This is a genomic window from Streptomyces sp. NPDC002926 (genome assembly GCF_053591755.1).
Window position 1 is genome coordinate 39,784 of sequence record NZ_JBSFUK010000012.1, and the last position, 16,007, is coordinate 55,790.

Here is a 16,007-nt window from a genome sequence, read left to right on the forward strand (position 1 = left end):
GCGTCCGGAGCCAGGGCGGTGAGACCCGCGGGGTCCTCGGGAGCGCGTTGTCCGGATCCGCAGCCCGGTTCCCGGAGCCCCATGACCCCGCACGGAGCGACAGCGGCGGCATCCGCCGTACACCCCTCGGCCCCGGCCGGGCGCGCACCCGCGCCCCCCGAGGCATCCGGAACCCGGCCGTCACCGTGGCGACCGGCCCCGGCATCCGTGCCCGCCGCAGCCTCGCGCCGAGCACCGGCGGCCACGACCCCGGTCCCCCGCGTCCCGGCTTCGGTTGCCCGCTCGGCCTCACTGCGCCCAGCCGCAGCGGCAGGGCCGGAGAGCTCCGCAAGCCGGCGCGGCACGGCGTCGCCGCCCACCCCCGTCCGCCCCCGGGACTCCGCCGGACGCGCACCCGCGCACCCCGGGGTGTCCCCCGCGTCCGCGTCGGTGTGCTGCGGGCCCGGCTCGTCCACGACCGCGGTGCTCGGGCCGGCCGTCATGCCGCCACGCCCTCTCCACGTGCCCGCTCGCGTACCGGCGGGGCGTCGTGCGCCGACAGGAACGCCGACACCGACCGTTGCCAGTCGAAGAGTTCGGCCCGCGCCCTGGCCGCCGCGCGGCGGTCGGCTTCCGTGCGGGTCAGCAGTCCCTGTACGGCGTCCGCGAAGGCTGCCGGAGTGTCCTTGGCAGCCGCTCCCGCGTCCCCGATGACCTCCGGCAACGCCGACGACGCGCTCGCGACCACCGGGGTGCCGCAGGCCAGCGCTTCCAGCGCCGACAGGCCGAACGTCTCCGCGGGCCCCGGCGCCAGGCAGAGGTCCGCCGCGGCCTGCAGGTCGGACACCGATTCGCGGTCGCCGACATAGCCGAGGAAGACCGCCGGCAGCCCCTCCGCACGGGCCCGGCGCTCGAGCGCGGTCCGCAGCGGACCGTCGCCCGCGACCACCAGCGCGGCCCGTACGCCCCGCTTCCGCAGCTCGGTCAGCGCGTCCAGGGCCATTCCCGGGCGCTTCTCCACCGACAACCGGGAGCAGAGCAGCAGAAGCACCTCGGCCCCGGCGGCGTACTTCGCGCGCAGGACCGTGCTGCGCCGGGTCGGCCTGCAGCGCAGCAGGTCCACGCCGAGCGGCGCGCGCACCACGTTGCGCGCCCCGATGCGGACGAATTCCCGCTCCGCCCACTCCGTCGTGCACACGATGCGCGAATACGCCCATGCGGTGCGGCGGTTGAGCCGGTCCGCGGTGCGCCCGGCGGCTCCCTCCGACAGCCCCCAGGTCCTCAGCACCCCGTCGGCCGTCTCGTGCGAGACCATCACGGAGGGGACGCGGTTGCGCCGCGCCCACTCCCCCGTCCACCGCAGGGTCGTGCGGTCGGAGACCTCGAGCCGGTCGGGCGCAATGGTCTCCAGGACCTGCCGCAGCCGCCGCCGGCCGGCCAGCACCCGGTAGCCGCCGGTGCCGGGAAGCTCCGGTCCCGGCAGGGTGATCACCCGGCCCTGCGGGGTGAGCCGATCGCTCTCCAGATCTCCGGGAACGATCAGCACAGGCTCGTGCCCCGCCGCGAGATAGCCCTTGCCGAGCTCGCCGAGCGCGGTGCGCAGGCCACCGGAGGACGGGGTGACGAAATTCGCCAGCCGTACGATTCGCAGCGCGCTCACGCCGCCACCGCCGTACGCGCGCCCAGCACCTCGGCGTAGTGGTCGAGCAGCAGGTCTCCGATGACGGACCAGGTCCTGCCCTCGACGGCGGCCCGTCCCGCGTGGCCGTAGGCGTCACGCAGCTCCGGGTCGGCCGCCAGAGTCGTGACCGCGGCCCGTACCGCGTCCGCATCCAGAGGTTCCACCAGCAGCCCGGTACGCCCGTGGTCGACCAGATCGAGCGGTCCGCCCGCGGCGGGTGCGACAACCGGTATCCCGCTCGCCATGGCCTCCTGCACGGTCTGGCAGAAGGTCTCGTAAGGACCGGTGTGCGCGAAGACGTCGAGCGAGGCGAAGATCCGGGCGAGTTCGTCGCCGGTCCTGCGGCCGAGGAAGACCGCTCCGGGCAGCGCGCCGCGCAGGGATGGCTCGCTGGGCCCGTCGCCGACGACCACGACCCGTACACCTGGCATACCGCAGACACCGGCGAGGAGCTCGACATGCTTCTCGGGAGCGAGCCGGCCGACATAGCCGACGATCAGTTCTCCGTCGGGGGCGAGGCTGCGCCGTAGCTCCTCGTCCCGCAGCTGCGGCCGGAACCGCGCGGCGTCGACGCCGCGCGGCCACAGCCGGACCCGCTCGACGCCGTGTCCCTCCAGATCGCGGAGGGCGGCGGTGGAGGGCGCGAGCGTGCGGTCGGCGGCACTGTGTACGGCGCGGATGCGCCGCCAGGCGGCGCCCTCTCCCGCACCGACATAGGTACGGGCATAGCCCGCCAGATCGGTCTGGTAGACGGCGACGGCCGGCAGGCCGAGCCGCGCCGCGGCCGCCATGCCGCGCACGCCGAGCACGAAGGGGCTGGCGAGGTGGACGAGATCCGCCCGGTGGGCGGCGATCGCCGCCGCCACCCGGCGGCTCGGCAGAGCCACCCGCACCTGCGGGTATCCGGGCAGCGGCAGGGAGGGGACGCGCACCACGGGGCAGGGCGCGCTCCATTCGGAGCTGTCGGCCCCGGCGACGGCCGGGGCTATGACGAGCGGGTCATGACCGCGTGCGGCGAGATGCCGGGCGGTCTGCAGGGCGCAGTGCGCCACACCATTGACGTCGGGCGGGAAGGATTCGGTGACGATGACGACACGCATACCCGAGTTGTCGTCGTGCTCGGGGTGGAGCGGCCAACGTGGATCTTTCCGCCCGTGAAACGTCCCATGAGCGTTTGTGACTGGGGCCCTGTCATCCCGGGGCAGACGGTTACACGGCGGGCATATCCGGGCCGATTCTGCTCCGTACCGCGGTCTGTACCTCGGCCTCCTCGGCCGGGTCCGCGGCGAGCCTGCGCAAGCGTTCCTCGACCCGCACATCGCCGGTCTCGGCGTGCAGCGCGGCGACTTCCCTCGTGGTCTCCTCGCAGTCCCACAGGCATTCGACGGCGAATCCGGTCGGGAACGAGGCGTCGGTGGCGGCGAGCGCGCGGGCCGCGCGACCGCGCAGCTGAGACGAAGCGGTCTCCCGGTACACATGGCGCAGTACGGGCGCGGCGCAGCCGATGCCGAGCCGTCCCGCGCCGTCGACGAGTGTCCACAGCGACGGTGCGTCGGGACCGTCGGCCCGTACCGTCTCGCGCAGGGCGCCCAGCACCAGCTTGGCGTCGTCGGCGCCGCCCCGGCAGGCGAGCACACCCGCCGCCGACGCCCCGAGCGCGTCGGGCCGGTGCACCCAGCCGCGCGCCCGGTCGACGGCCTCGTCGCCGCACATCCGCTCGAACGCGGAGACAGCGGCGTCGGCAACCTCACGAGAGCCACTGAGCGCCGCGGCCTCGATCAGGTCGAGTACGACGGGGTCCCGTGATTCGGCGAGATAGTGCAGGGCGGCGCAGCGCGCCCCGTCAGCTCCCTGACGTGCGGCTTCGACGATGAGCGGCCGGTCGTCGGGTCCGGCGACGGCGGACAGACAGCGGGCGGCGGGCACATGGAGAGCGCTGCCGCGCTCCAGGCCCTGCTCGGCCCAGTCGAAGACGGCCTGGACGCTCCATCCGGGCCGGGGCCCGGTGGGGCGCATCTGACGCTGCCAGCGGTCGAAGGAGCCTGCCTCCCGCGCTGCCCGCACACGGGCGCCGACGGCGTCCTGCGGGTCCTCCTCCCACAACCGCCACGGCCGCGGTTCGAAGGCGTCCCGTACGGCGACGGCCAGTTCGGCGTCACCCTCCGCAGTGGCCGGGAAACGAGCGAGCACCGACGTGGCCAGCGCCCGCAGACCCGAGTCGTTGTCACGCAGGGCGAGCTCATCGAGGGCCCAGGCCCAGTTGGCTCCGCTCGCTGCGTACCTGCGCAGCAGTGAGAGGGCGTCGCCCCTGCCGTACGAGGCGAGGTGCCCGAGCACCGCGAGCGCGAGGCCGGTCCTGGCCTCGTCGGTGTCGAGGTGGTCGTCGATGTCCCAGAGGTGCCGCTCGATCTCCTCGAGACTGCCGTGGAGATCGAGGTAGAGGCGTGCGTAGTACAGCGAGCGGTTCTCGACCTGCCAGTCGTGGCGGGGATCGTTCAGTACGCAGTGGTTGAGGGCCGCGAGCGCTTCGGCGCGCGGCGCGGCGAGCGCGTGCAGGGTGCCGTCACCGCGGCCTCTCTGCAGCAGGCCGAGCAGCGTACCGCTGGGCGCTATGACTGGATCGAACATGGGGAAAGCCTCACATCAAGCTGTCGACGCAACCGGGGGGTGGGGATGCCTAGGCCGCGCAGCAACATGCAGGAACGCCCGTCGTCTTCCGCTTGGTGTAGACCATCTTCGTCTGCCTCTCGTCTGTGGCCCCAGGGGAATTCCCGGATGAAGTCCGGGGTAGGGCCCGACGTCATGATGACCCACCCATTTCGCCACCGCGACCACATTTACGGCGTCCCTCTCCACTGAGTCCCGGCGGAGTCCCGGCGGCCGCTCAATGGCCGCCGAACAGCTCCAAGAGCTCCGTCTTCCCAAACATCCGCGCGGTATCCATCGCGGATGGAGTACCTGCCTCCGGATCTGCTCCGCCGGCCAGCAACGCGCGGATGACGGCGTCCTCGCCCTTGAAGACGGCTCCGGCGAGCGGCGTCTGGCCCCGGTCGTTGGCCCGGTCCGGCTCCGCGCCACGGGCGATGAGCGCCTCCACGGCGGCGGCGTGCCCGTGATACGCGGCCAGCATGACGAGGGTGTCACCGCGGTCGTTGGTGAGGTTCGCCGGGACTCCGGCGTCGATGTAGGCGGCGAGCGCCTCGGCCTCTCCCTGCCGCGCCAGATCGAAGACCTTGGTCGCGAGCTCGATCACCTCGGGATCCGGGGCTTCGCTCATCGGAGAGACCGCCTTCCACTGCGTTGACCTGGGGCGCACGGCAGAAGCGCCCGTACGAGTGAATCGACAGGCTACTGCCCGCGCGGCGATACGACGCGGCCCGCCCGAGGCAGGGATCACCGCATGCGAGGCACTGTGCCGCGCAACCGAGCAGTGTGCCCCCCGGACGGTTCTCCGGCGTCCTCCAGTGCAGTGAAATACCGAGCATTTCACCCATTTGCACCTTTTGTCACATGAGTACTTCCTGTGAGCATGGAAGGACTCATGGTGACTGTCCCCCGACCAGGAGAACTCTCATGATCCTTTCATGCTCAGGCGTCGTGTTGCTCGGAGTCGTCGTCTTCCTGTTCGTCAGGAAGGACGGGCTCAAGGCGTCCCACGGATTCACGTGCGCGCTCTTCGGCTTCTTCATGGCGGGCACCGCCATCGCGCCCAGCGTCAAGGCAGGCACAGCGAGCCTCGCCAGCCTCCTGGGCGGGATCAGATTCTGACGCCCGCGCCCCACAGCACCTCCAGCTCCATCAGCACCATCAGAACCTTCAGGAGACCGATGTGGCCCGGCGACCACTCCCCCGCATTCTCAGCAGCGGCAGCGCACAGCTCGCCCGGAGCCGCGAGATCGCGCGCACGGCCGCCGACAGCGCCACGGACGTCCTCCATCCGCTGATCACGGTCACCCGTGGTCTGCGGCAGCTGGTCATCACGACCCGGCAGAGGTGGGCCGCCACCCCCAAGGACCGGCGTGGTCCCACGCTGTTCCTGGTCGCGGCCTGCGTCCTGGTGGTCGCGCTCATCCCGTACGGGCCACTGGTCGCCCTGATCTCGGTGATGGCCGCCGCCGCCTGGAAGGGCCGGGTGCGTACGCCGGTGAGGACCGGCCCCGACGAGGCGGAGACCGGTCGGCTCCAGGCGATCTACGAGGCACTCGTGCCGTACTTCTCCGTCGCCGAGGACCCGGCTCCGCTCTTCGCCCACGGCGGTGAGTGGAGCAAGGCCTTCAGCGACTACGAATTCGACAGCAACGGACGCCTCACCCGGCTGCGGGTGAAGTACCCCGGGTACTTCACCGACGGCGAGCCCGAGTCCCGGACCCGGATCGAGCAGCTGCTGCACGCCAAGTCCGGTCGCGGCCGCGAGTATCTCTTCAGCTGGGACGAGGAGGGCAACCAGCTCGTGATGAGCGTGCTCCCCGCGCTGCCCACCTCCATCGCCGCCCAGCGTTTCGTCACCGTCCCCGGCGAGACCGTGCTGGGCTTCACCGACGCCGGCGCCGTGCAGCGCACCGTGCCGGTGACGGAAGGCGAGGAGAGCAGGGACGCGCCAGGGGTCGTCTGGCGTACCGGTCCGCGTTCGAAGGAGCCGCATCTGCTGGTCGTGGGCGAGCCCGGCAGCGGCACCACGACCCTGCTGCGCTCGATCGCTCTCCAGGCACTGCAGCACGGGGACGTGCTGATCATCGAGGGCAGCGGCACCGGTGAGTACGCCTGTCTGACGGGACGGGCAGGGGTGCTGGCTCAGGAGTGCGGGCTGGCCGGGGCGCTGGCGACGCTGGAGTGGGCGGCGCACGAGACCGAGCGCCGGCTGATCGCCGCCAACCGGGCCCGGCAGGCCGGGCACGTGGCACCCGAGGACACCAAGCGGCCCTTGTGGATCCTGATGGACCGGCCGAGCATCTTCGGTCATCTGGCGGCGGCCGACGGGCGCACCGATCCGCAGCAACTGCTGCAGGTACCGCTGCGTCACGGCCGGGCGGTCCAGGTGACGGTTGTCGTGGCCGAGCAGTTCGACAGCCTGGACGCGCTCACCGAGGCCGTACGGACGCATACGCGTGCCCGCGTGGTGCTGGGTCCTGCCACGTTCGAGCAGGTGGAGTCCGTGCTCGGCGTGGAGCCGCACACCACGCCGACGGCCGAAGTGCCGCCGGGCCGGGGCTACGCACGGCTCGGTACGGGGTCGGTGCTCAGACTGCAGGTGCCGGCGACCCCGGACCCGTACGACGAAACGACGACCGAGGCACACCGGCAGGCCGTGCTGGAGCTGCTGCCGGAGAGACTGGAGCGGGTCGAGGCGGCGGCCCCGGCTCCCGTACCGGCCGAGAGCTGACGTTCATCGACCGGAGGATGACAGATCGCGTGCCGACGACCACCGGAAATGACAGCCGGCAGCTGACAGATCGCGGATTCTGTCAGGCAACGAATGTCCTCGGCGCCTCCGTGCCGGTGCTCGCGCCCGTCTCGACGAGTCGCGCGGCCGCCGCCAGCCGCGCCGCGGCCTCCTCCGCGACCGGCCCGCCGACCGTGAACGGCAGCCGTACGTAGCCCTCGAAGGCCCCGTCGACCCCGAACCGCGGCCCGGAAGGCACCCGCACCCCCACGCGCTCGCCGACCTCGGCGAGCCGGGATCCTGACAGCCCTCCGGTGCGGACCCAGAGCGTCAGCCCGCCGCTCGGTACATCGAACTCCCAGTCCGGCAGCTCATGGCGGACCGCCTTGACCAGCGCGTCGCGGTTCTCGCGTGCCTGGGTGCGCCGGATGGCCACGGCCTCCTCCCAGCCCCCGGTCTGCATCAGCCAGTTGACCGCGAGCTGTTCCAGCACCGGAGTGCCCAGGTCCGCGTAGGCGCGGGCCGAGACCAGGGAGCGGATCACATCGGGGGCCGCGCGCACCCAACCGATGCGCATGCCGGCCCAGAAGGCCTTGCTGGCCGAGCCGACGGTGAGGACCGTGCTGCCCGCGGGGTCGAAGGCGCAGACGGGCCGTGGCATGTCGATGCCGTCGTCCAGGTGCAGCTCGGACATGGTCTCGTCGACGACGAGGACGGTGCCGGCCGAACGTGCGGCATCCACGAGGCGGCGCCGCTGGTCCTCGTCGGCAAGCGCGCCGGTGGGGTTGTGGAAGTCGGCGACGACGTAGGCGAGCCTGGGCGCGGCGTCGCGCAGCACGTGCCGCCACCGGGGCAGATCCCACCCGGTCAGCCCCTCGGCCATGGCCACCGGCACAAGGCGGGCCCCGGCCTCGCGCATCAGCTGGAGGATGTTGGCGTAGGAGGGGGACTCGACGGCGATACGTTCGCCGCGCCCCGCGAAGAGGTGGCAGATGGCGTCGATGGCGCCCATCGCGCCGGTGGTGACCATGATCTGCTCGGGCATGGTGGGGATGCCGCGGCGGGTGTAACGCTCGGCGAGCATCTGACGCAGGGCGGGCAGGCCGGCCGGGTAGTCGCCGTGGGTGTGCGCGTACGGAGGCAGTTCTTCGAGCGCACCCTGGACGGCTCGGGTGAGCCACGGCTCGGGCGCGGGCAGGGCGGCGCAGCCGAGGTCGATCATCGAGCCGAGCGACTCCGGCGGCAGGGGTTCCAGTCCGCGGGCGGGCAGGGGGTTCCCGGCGGGTACCGCGGTCCAGCTGCCCGCTCCCCTGCGGGACTCGAGGAAGCCTTCTGCCCGCAGCGCTTCGTAGGCCGCCGCGACGGTGGTGCGGCTGACGGAGAGGGCGAGGGCGAGTTCGCGTTCGGCGGGGAGCCGGGCGGCGACGGGCACACGGCCTTCGAGTACGAGGAGCCGGATGCCGTCGGCGAGAGCGCGGTAGGCGGGGGGTTTGCGGGTCCCTGGTCCGGCCGGGCGGGATTGCTGGGAGGTGAGCTGCCTGGCGAGCTGAGCCACGCCTACCGCTGAGGTCCACTGCGTCATGGAAGTCAGTCCACCTTCCTCGAATTGGCCATGGTTGCCGTCTGTTCCGTAGCCACAGAGTGTCATGCGTCAGTCCACAACCACCAGAGGGGGGCGCAATCGTGGCCGCGCATCTCACCCGCAGGCTGCTTTATCTGTACGTCGGTCTGGCTCTGTACGGGGTGAGTTCGGCGCTCCTCGTGCGCGGCGGGCTGGGGCTCGAACCCTGGGGTGTGCTGCATCAGGGCCTGGCCGAGCGCACGGGGCTGACGATCGGTGTCGTGTCGATCATCGTCGGCGCGGCCGTTCTGCTGCTCTGGATTCCGATGAGGCAGCGGCCGGGTCTGGGCACGGTTTCGAATGTGCTGGTGATCGGGATCGCGATGGACGGCACGCTGGCGCTGGTGCCGGATGTCCAGGGGCTCGGAGCGCAGATTCCGGTGATGGCCGCAGGCATCCTGCTCAATGGCGTGGCAACGGGCCTGTACCTCTCGGCGCGGTTCGGACCGGGGCCGCGGGACGGTCTGATGACCGGGCTGCACCGTCTTACGGGCCGCTCGGTCCGGCTGGTCCGCACGGCGATCGAGGTGGCTGTGGTCGCGACCGGCTTTGTGCTGGGCGGCTCGGTGGGCGTCGGCACGCTCGCCTACGCGTTGGCCATCGGGCCGCTGGCGCAGCTGTTCCTGCGCGTCTTCGCCATCTCGGAGCGGGACGGTGGCAGCACGGTGGTCGCCGGCGGGACACCGAAGCAGGCGATACTGCGGCAGTGACTCGCGTACACCACCCTTACCTGGACCATCCCTCGATACTCGCCTTCGCCCACCGCGGCGGGGCTGCCGACGGGATAGAGAACACCGCGGCCGCTTTCCGGCGGGCCGCGGAGGTCGGTTACCGCTATTTCGAGACCGATGTGCACACCACAGCGGACGGGCGGCTGGTCGCCTTTCACGACGCGACGCTGGACCGGGTGACTGACGCGCGCGGCCGGATAGCGGCGCTGCCGTGGAGCGAGGTGCGGCAGGCGCGGGTGGCGGGCCGGGAGCCCTTGGCGCTGTTCGAGGAGCTGCTGGAGGAGTTTCCTCGGGCGCGCTGGAATGTGGACATCAAGGCGGAGCCGGCGCTGGTTCCGCTGGTGGATCTGATCCGCAGGGCGGATGCCTGGGACCGGGTGTGTGTCGGTTCCTTCTCGGAGGGCCGGGTGGCCAGGGCGATGCGTCTTGCGGGTCCGCGGCTGGCTACGTCGTACGGGGTGCGGGGTGTGATGGCCCTGCGGCTGCGGTCGTACGGAATTCCGGCGGCACTGCGGGCGGGGGCGGTGTGCGCTCAGGTCCCGGAGTCCCAGGGCGGTATCCGGGTGGTGGACCGGCGTTTCGTGCGGGCGGCGCACGATCGCGGGCTGCAGGTGCATGTCTGGACGGTGAATGAGGCGGATCGGATGGCAGCGCTCCTGGACCTCGGCGTGGATGGCATCATGACCGATCATCTGGAGACGTTGCGCACGGTACTGACCGACCGGGGAGCCTGGGTCTGAAACCCCGCGCGTCTGCACAACGGGACGAGCGAGGGGGCGCGGGGTGACAACCGACACCGCGGACCGGACGACCGGGGCGAGTGAGCGCAGACGCGAGCAACGCGGCTGGTATTTCTATGACTTCGCGTGCTCGGTCTATTCGACGAGTGTGCTGACGGTCTTCCTGGGGCCGTATCTGACCTCGGTGGCGAAAGCCGCGGCGGATGCCGAAGGTTTTGTGCATCCGCTGGGTGTGCCGGTGCGGGCGGGTTCCGTTTTCGCGTACGCGGTGTCCGCGTCGGTGGTGGTGGCGGTGCTGCTGATGCCGCTTGCGGGTGCGGCGGCAGACCGTACCGGCCGCAAGAAACCGCTGCTGGCGGTGGCGGCGTATGTGGGTGCGACCGCGACGACGGGGATGTTCTTCCTGGAGGGCGACCGGTATCTGCTGGGCGCTTTTCTGCTGATCGTCGCGAATGCGTCGCTGTCGGTCTCGATGGTGCTGTACAACGCGTACCTGCCGCAGATCGCGGAGCCGGACGAGCGCGATGCGGTGTCGTCGCGCGGCTGGGCGTTCGGCTATACGTCAGGCGCTCTGGTACTGGTGCTGAACCTCCTCGTGTACTCGGGTCACGAGACGCTCGGACTTTCGGAGTCCGCGGCGGTGCGGATCTGTCTGGCCTCGGCGGGACTGTGGTGGGGTGCCTTCACGCTGGTGCCGTTGCGGCGGCTGCGGGACCGGCGGGTGGCGCCGAGCGGTGCGGGCGCCGTGGGTTCGGGGTGGCGGCAGTTGACGGCCACGTTGCGGGACATGCGCCGGCATCCGCTGACGCTGTCGTTCCTGCTGGCCTATCTGATCTACAACGACGGGGTCCAGACGGTCATCTCGCAGGCTTCGATCTACGGTTCCGAGGAGCTGGGTCTTGATCAGACGACGTTGATCACGGCAGTGCTGCTGGTGCAGGTGCTCGCGGTGGTGGGCGCGCTGGGCATGGGCCGACTGGCCAGAACGCATGGGGCCAAGCGGACGATTCTGGCTTCCCTGGCCGTCTGGACGCTGATTCTGGCGGCGGGGTACTTCCTGCCGGCCGGGGCGCCCGTCTGGTTCTTCGGTCTCGCAGGGGCGATCGGGCTGGTTCTGGGCGGTAGCCAGGCGCTGTCGCGGTCGTTGTTCTCACATCTGGTGCCGCGCGGCAAGGAGGCCGAGTATTTCTCGGCCTACGAGATGAGCGACCGCGGGCTGAGCTGGCTGGGGCCGCTGGTATTCGGGCTGGCATACCAGCTGACCGGCAGTTATCGGGAAGCGATCATCTCGTTGGTGATCTTCTTCGCGCTGGGATTCGTCCTGCTGGCGCGGGTGCCGGTGCGGCGTGCTGTGGCCGCCGCGGGCAACCCCGTGCCGGAACGGATTTAGACGTTGAAGTGAAAGGCCGGTAGTGTACGCCTTTGGCCTGCCGGCCGGACCGTTACTGCGTGCTGAAGAAGTGAAATCACTGGGTGACACTTTCTGTCAGATGTGACAAAACGGGCACTGGTGGGTACAACAAGGGGCGGCACGACGGGCGACGCATGACCCGGAACGGGAATCTTTACCGCCGACCGGACGTTGACCGGATGACGACGACAGCGACACCTGTCCTGTGGGCGACAAGCCCGGGAGGCACGATTCATGAGTGAGCGAGCTCTCCGCGGTACGCGACTCGTGGTGACCAGCTACGAGACGGACCGCGGCATCGATCTGGCCCCGCGCCAGGCGGTGGAGTACGCATGCGAGAACGGCCATCGATTTGAGATGCCGTTCTCCGTAGAGGCGGACATTCCGCCGGAGTGGGAGTGCAAGGCGTGTGGCGCCCAGGCACTCCTGGTGGACGGCGACGGCCCCGAGGAGAAGAAGGGCAAGCCGGCGCGAACGCACTGGGACATGCTCATGGAGCGGCGCACCCGCGAGGAGTTGGAGGAAGTGCTGGCCGAGAGGCTGGCGGTCCTGCGCTCCGGCGCCATGAACATCGCTGTGCATCCGCGGGACAGCCGGAAGTCCGCCTGACCCCGTAACAACACCGCACTACCAGCACAACGCAAGATCAAGAGCCGCGGGCCGTGTCACACGAGTGTGTGACACGGCCCGCGGCTCTGCTGTGTCCCGGATGCGCTCGCGTGCCCTCTCGGAAGCCGTCGCGCTCTGTCGAAGGCTCGCGGGCCGAAAGCCGGCGTGCTCTCCCGAAGGCTCGCGGGTCGAAGGGTCGCGTGCCTTCCCGGACAACTCGCGTGCGTTCCCGGAGGAAGGACGGCCACAGGTCAGGGGGTCAGCGGGGGCCTCTGGCCGTCGTCCTCGTAGCCCCGCGGCGGCTGCGTGGCGTCCTGTCGGATGACCTCGCCCTGGACGACTTTGCCGTCCGGGCGGTGGATGCGGGCCTGCTGGAAGGCGTCGCCCAGACTGCCGGGCGCGGCAGCGCGCATACGGCGCTCCAGAGAACGCTCCGTGTGCCGCCCGAGCGCCGAGCGGACGGCCGGCAGCAGAAGCAGGAGGCCCGCCACGTCGGAGATCAGTCCCGGCAGCATGAGGAGCAGGCCACCGAGCATCAGGAAGCCGTTGCCGGTACTGCCGGTGCTGGTCCCCGACGCCGGGCTCTTGCCGGCCTGTGCCTGCTGGAGGGTCTCGGTCAGATTGCGGAAGGCCCGGCGGCCGGCTCGCTTGATGACGACGGCGCCACCGATGCCGCCGGCGACGAGCAGGGCGAGAACGGTGAGCCCGCCGGCCGCTCCGGCCACAAGGGTCAGCAGCCAGATCTCGAGCACCAGCCAGACGGCCATGCCGAGCGGGACGAGGTTGCGGGCGCTCGAGCGCCTACGGGCCGTCGGAGTGGGTGTGCCGGTCGTCATGCTCCCAGTGTGCCTGGGCGCCCGCCGGAGCGGCGTAAGGGGGTGATCAGGAAGGATCCGTCCGGCGCGAGGGCGCAACACCGGGAGGCGCTTCAGGAAGACTTGCGGCCGAGGAGACGCTTCGCTCGGTCACCGACGCCCCAGGCCGTGACCCGCCACAACGCCTCGACAAGGATGTCGCGGCTCATCTTCGAGTCACCGATCTCACGCTCCACGAAAGTGATCGGGACTTCGACGACGTGGTAACCGGCTGCGACGGCCCGGCGGGCCAGATCGACCTGGAAGCAGTAGCCCTGCGAGGCGACGTCCGCGAGTCCGAGACCTTCGAGGGTCTCCTTGCGGAAGGCCCGGAAGCCACCCGTGATGTCACGGAGCGGCAGTCCGAGGAGTAGCCGGGAGTAGGTGCTGCCGCCGCGCGAGATGAACTGACGGTGCTTCGGCCAGTTCACCACGCGGCCGCCGGGGACCCAGCGCGAGCCGAGGACCAGGTCGGCGCCCTTGAGGGCGGTGAGCAGCCGGGGCAGTTCCTCGGGCTGATGGGAGCCGTCGGCGTCCATTTCGACGAGTACGCCGTAGCCGTGCTCGATACCCCAGGCGAAGCCCGCGAGGTAGGCGGCGCCGAGGCCTTCCTTGCCCTTACGGTGCAGTACCTGCACCTTGTCGTCCTGGGCCGCGAGTTCATCGGCGAATTTGCCGGTGCCGTCGGGGCTGTTGTCGTCGGCGACGAGAATGTCCGCCTCGGGCACGGCAGCGCGCACCCGGGCGACGATCGGCTTGATGTTCTCGGCCTCGTTGTAGGTCGGGATGATCACCAAGGCTCTGCCGAGCGGGCCGTACCGCCGCTGACCGCCGTCGTTCACTGCTGCCCCTTAAAGTCCGTACGCAGAGCCCCACCATAGCGAGCGCTCATCGGGCGGCTGCGGCGGCACGGACCTGGGGTGCCGTGTCTTCGGCACAGAAGCGGGACGAGAGGCTGCGGATCGGGGCCCGGCGTCCTTCGGGCCGACCTGGGACCCGCTGGCTGCGGGTCTACCGAGAGCCGTTGTCTACTGAACGCCGGGCCCCACCCGGGTCACACCTGCCGGCCGGCCGAGACCTTCCCTCGCCCCCGAGGCGCGGGCGCTGAACCTGGCTCCCAGTGACAGTGCGCCGGTGCGACGCACCACCCCATGACCCAGCGGCGTTCGACGACTGCGTGAAGGTCTGCCGGTCGGACGTCCCGTGGTGGACTCGGCCGAACCTACCGGCCGGTGGGCGCTCACTGTCAACAGTCGCCTGATCTGCGATCTTTGCCCAAATCACCAGGTCAGCGCGGAAGATGCGCAGGTCGCGACGGAGCGCGTCGGGCATCGATCGGCGGTACGAAATGTCCTCACGTCACTCGTTCGGCCTCTCATAGACAGTTTGTCCGAAGACCACCGTCCGCAGGCAGCGCGGCAGTTCGGCGCCGGGGGTGAGATCAGGCAGGCCAGGGGTGCCGGAGCGCGGGTCGGTTGACCAGCGGGCGACGCGGTCGTCGGGGGCCTGGACCACGAGTTCCTCGGTGCGCCAGACGGCGTAGTCGGCGGGCGCGCCGGGGACCAGCACGCCGGCGTCGTCGCGTCCGATGGCCCGCCAGCCGCCGCGGGTGTGCGCGGTGAAGGCGGCGCGGGCCGAGATCCGGTGTTCGGGTGTGCGGTGGAAGGCGGCGGCCCGGAGGGTGCCCCAGGGGTCGAGCGGGGTCACGGGGCTGTCGGAGCCGAAGGCGAGGGGCACTCCGGCGCGCAGCAGTGCGGCATACGGGTTGAGGGTGCGGGCCCGCTCGGCGCCGAGGCGCTGGGCGTACATGCCCTCCGAGCCGCCCCAGGCCGCGTCGAAGGCGGGCTGGACGGAGGCGGTGAGGCCGAATTCGGCGAAGGCGGCGATGGTTTCGGGCGTGAGCATCTCGGCGTGTTCGACGCGGTGGCGGGCTGCGCGTACGCGGGCGAGGCCCAGCGTGTCGACGGCGGCCCTGATGCCTTCGGTGACAGCGGTGAGGGCCGCGTCACCGATGGCGTGGAAGCCGGCCTGGAGCCCGGCTTCGGTGCAGGCGGCGACATGGGCGGCGACGGCCGCGGAGTCGAGGTGGGCGGCGCCGGTGTGCGGGGCGTCGGCGTACGGGGCGTGCAGGTGGGCGGTGTGCGAGCCGAGGGAGCCGTCGACGAACAGGTCACCGGCCGCTCCGACGGCGCCGAGTTCGCGGATGCGCTGTGCGTCCTTTGCGTTCGCGACCTGTTCGGCCCAGTAGCCGACAACGCGCGGGCCCGGCTCCGCTCCGGCCAGTTCCAGCAGGGAGGTGAAGTCGTCCTCGTCGCTGATGTCGGGGCCGGCGCATTCATGGACGGTGCCGATGCCGAGCGAGGCGGCCCCGGCCAGTGCGGCGCGCTGCGCGGCGGCGCGCTGCGCGGGCGTGATGGCGGCATGGGCGGCCGCGCGTACGGCGTGGTGGGCGGCGGCGGTCAGCGGCGCGTCCGGGTGGTATCCGGCGAGGTCGGTGACGCCCGGGACGAGGTCGAGCAGGGCGGTGGTGACCACGGCCGAGTGGACGTCGATCCGGGGCAGATAGAGAGGCCGGCCGCCGGCTGCCCGGTCGAGTTCGTCGCGGGACGGCGGACGCTGCTCGGGCCAGCGTGTGGCGTCCCAGCCGTGGCCGAGGAGGACCTTGTCGGCGGCGTGTGCGGCGCTGTGCTCCCGTACGAGACCGAGCGCCTCGACCAGGGTGCGGGCGCCGGACAGATCGAGGCCGGTGAGGGCGAGGCCGGTCGCCGTGGTGTGGACGTGTGCGTCGGTGAACGCCGGAGTGACCAGGGCCCCTTCGAGGTCGACCACGTCGTCGACACCGGCGGCGAAGGCGTCGGCGGCGCCTTCCGAGCCCACCCAGGCGATATGTCCTCGTTCGACGACCATCGCGGTGGCGAAGGGGTCGGCGGGGCTGTGGACTTCTCCACCGCGCAGCAGCACGGTGCGGTGTTCGGCCTGGGGGGAGGTGCTGTCGGTCATG

14 protein-coding genes are annotated in these 16,007 nt (G+C 71.3%); 6 read left to right on the forward strand and 8 right to left on the reverse strand.

The window, feature by feature from the left end:
* Nucleotides 1–478: 478 nt before the first annotated feature.
* The 4 genes from ACWDZ6_RS20040 to ACWDZ6_RS20055 all read right to left on the reverse strand — a co-directional run bounded on the left by ACWDZ6_RS20040 (nt 479) and on the right by ACWDZ6_RS20055 (nt 4,937).
* The gene (locus ACWDZ6_RS20040) at nt 479–1,639 is read right to left on the reverse strand and encodes a glycosyltransferase (protein WP_451503932.1); all 1,161 of its coding nucleotides are present in this window, start codon (nt 1,637–1,639) and stop codon (nt 479–481) included.
* A complete protein-coding gene (locus tag ACWDZ6_RS20045; protein WP_389182701.1) occupies nt 1,636–2,760 on the reverse strand; it encodes a glycosyltransferase family 4 protein in 1,125 nt (374 codons plus the stop codon). The genes ACWDZ6_RS20040 and ACWDZ6_RS20045 overlap by 4 nt, the downstream gene beginning before the upstream one ends.
* Nucleotides 2,761–2,869: 109 nt before the next feature.
* Nucleotides 2,870–4,288, reverse strand: a complete 1,419-nt coding sequence (locus ACWDZ6_RS20050; RefSeq protein WP_451503933.1) for a HEAT repeat domain-containing protein — start codon at nt 4,286–4,288, stop codon at nt 2,870–2,872.
* Between the two features lie 256 nt (nt 4,289–4,544).
* Nucleotides 4,545–4,937 (reverse strand): ankyrin repeat domain-containing protein, encoded by a 393-nt coding sequence (locus ACWDZ6_RS20055; RefSeq protein WP_451503934.1) that lies wholly within the window; start codon nt 4,935–4,937, stop codon nt 4,545–4,547.
* A 296-nt stretch (nt 4,938–5,233) separates the two neighbouring features.
* On the opposite strand from ACWDZ6_RS20055, the gene ACWDZ6_RS20060 reads away from it, so the two are divergent.
* Nucleotides 5,234–5,428, forward strand: a complete 195-nt coding sequence (locus ACWDZ6_RS20060) for a hypothetical protein (protein ID WP_326648523.1) — start codon at nt 5,234–5,236, stop codon at nt 5,426–5,428.
* Nucleotides 5,429–5,489: 61 nt separating this feature from the next.
* Entirely contained in the window at nt 5,490–7,040 is a 1,551-nt protein-coding gene (locus ACWDZ6_RS20065) for an ATP-binding protein (protein ID WP_451503935.1), read from the forward strand.
* Between the two features lie 82 nt (nt 7,041–7,122).
* Here ACWDZ6_RS20065 and ACWDZ6_RS20070 read toward each other — a convergent pair whose 3' ends face one another.
* Nucleotides 7,123–8,622, reverse strand: coding sequence for an SCO1417 family MocR-like transcription factor (locus tag ACWDZ6_RS20070; RefSeq protein ID WP_451503936.1), 1,500 nt, complete (start codon nt 8,620–8,622; stop codon nt 7,123–7,125).
* Nucleotides 8,623–8,720: 98 nt separating this feature from the next.
* On the opposite strand from ACWDZ6_RS20070, the gene yczE reads away from it, so the two are divergent.
* The 4 genes from yczE to ACWDZ6_RS20090 all read left to right on the forward strand — a co-directional run bounded on the left by yczE (nt 8,721) and on the right by ACWDZ6_RS20090 (nt 12,152).
* Complete coding sequence (gene yczE, locus ACWDZ6_RS20075) at nt 8,721–9,371, forward strand: membrane protein YczE (RefSeq protein WP_389183001.1); 651 nt, start codon at nt 8,721–8,723, stop codon at nt 9,369–9,371.
* Nucleotides 9,368–10,132 (forward strand): glycerophosphodiester phosphodiesterase, encoded by a 765-nt coding sequence (locus ACWDZ6_RS20080; RefSeq protein WP_389182714.1) that lies wholly within the window; start codon nt 9,368–9,370, stop codon nt 10,130–10,132. Before yczE ends, ACWDZ6_RS20080 begins: the two co-directional genes overlap by 4 nt.
* 43 nt (nt 10,133–10,175) lie before the next feature.
* The gene (locus ACWDZ6_RS20085; protein WP_451503937.1) at nt 10,176–11,522 is read left to right on the forward strand and encodes an MFS transporter; all 1,347 of its coding nucleotides are present in this window, start codon (nt 10,176–10,178) and stop codon (nt 11,520–11,522) included.
* A 255-nt stretch (nt 11,523–11,777) separates the two neighbouring features.
* Entirely contained in the window at nt 11,778–12,152 is a 375-nt protein-coding gene (locus ACWDZ6_RS20090) for an RNA polymerase-binding protein RbpA (protein WP_161311542.1), read from the forward strand.
* A gap of 251 nt (nt 12,153–12,403) precedes the next feature.
* Here the strand turns inward: ACWDZ6_RS20090 and fxsA are convergent, their stop codons facing one another.
* From fxsA to ACWDZ6_RS20105, 3 genes are all read right to left on the reverse strand, one after another.
* Nucleotides 12,404–12,988 carry an FxsA family membrane protein gene (gene fxsA / locus ACWDZ6_RS20095; RefSeq protein ID WP_451503938.1) on the reverse strand — a complete coding sequence of 195 codons (585 nt, stop codon included), beginning with the start codon at nt 12,986–12,988 and terminating at the stop codon, nt 12,404–12,406.
* A gap of 92 nt (nt 12,989–13,080) precedes the next feature.
* Nucleotides 13,081–13,848 (reverse strand): polyprenol monophosphomannose synthase, encoded by a 768-nt coding sequence (locus tag ACWDZ6_RS20100; RefSeq protein ID WP_366732555.1) that lies wholly within the window; start codon nt 13,846–13,848, stop codon nt 13,081–13,083.
* 517 nt (nt 13,849–14,365) lie between these two features.
* Nucleotides 14,366–16,006: an amidohydrolase gene (locus ACWDZ6_RS20105; protein WP_451503939.1), complete on the reverse strand. Its 1,641-nt coding sequence runs from the start codon at nt 16,004–16,006 to the stop codon at nt 14,366–14,368.
* Nucleotide 16,007 lies beyond the last annotated feature (1 nt).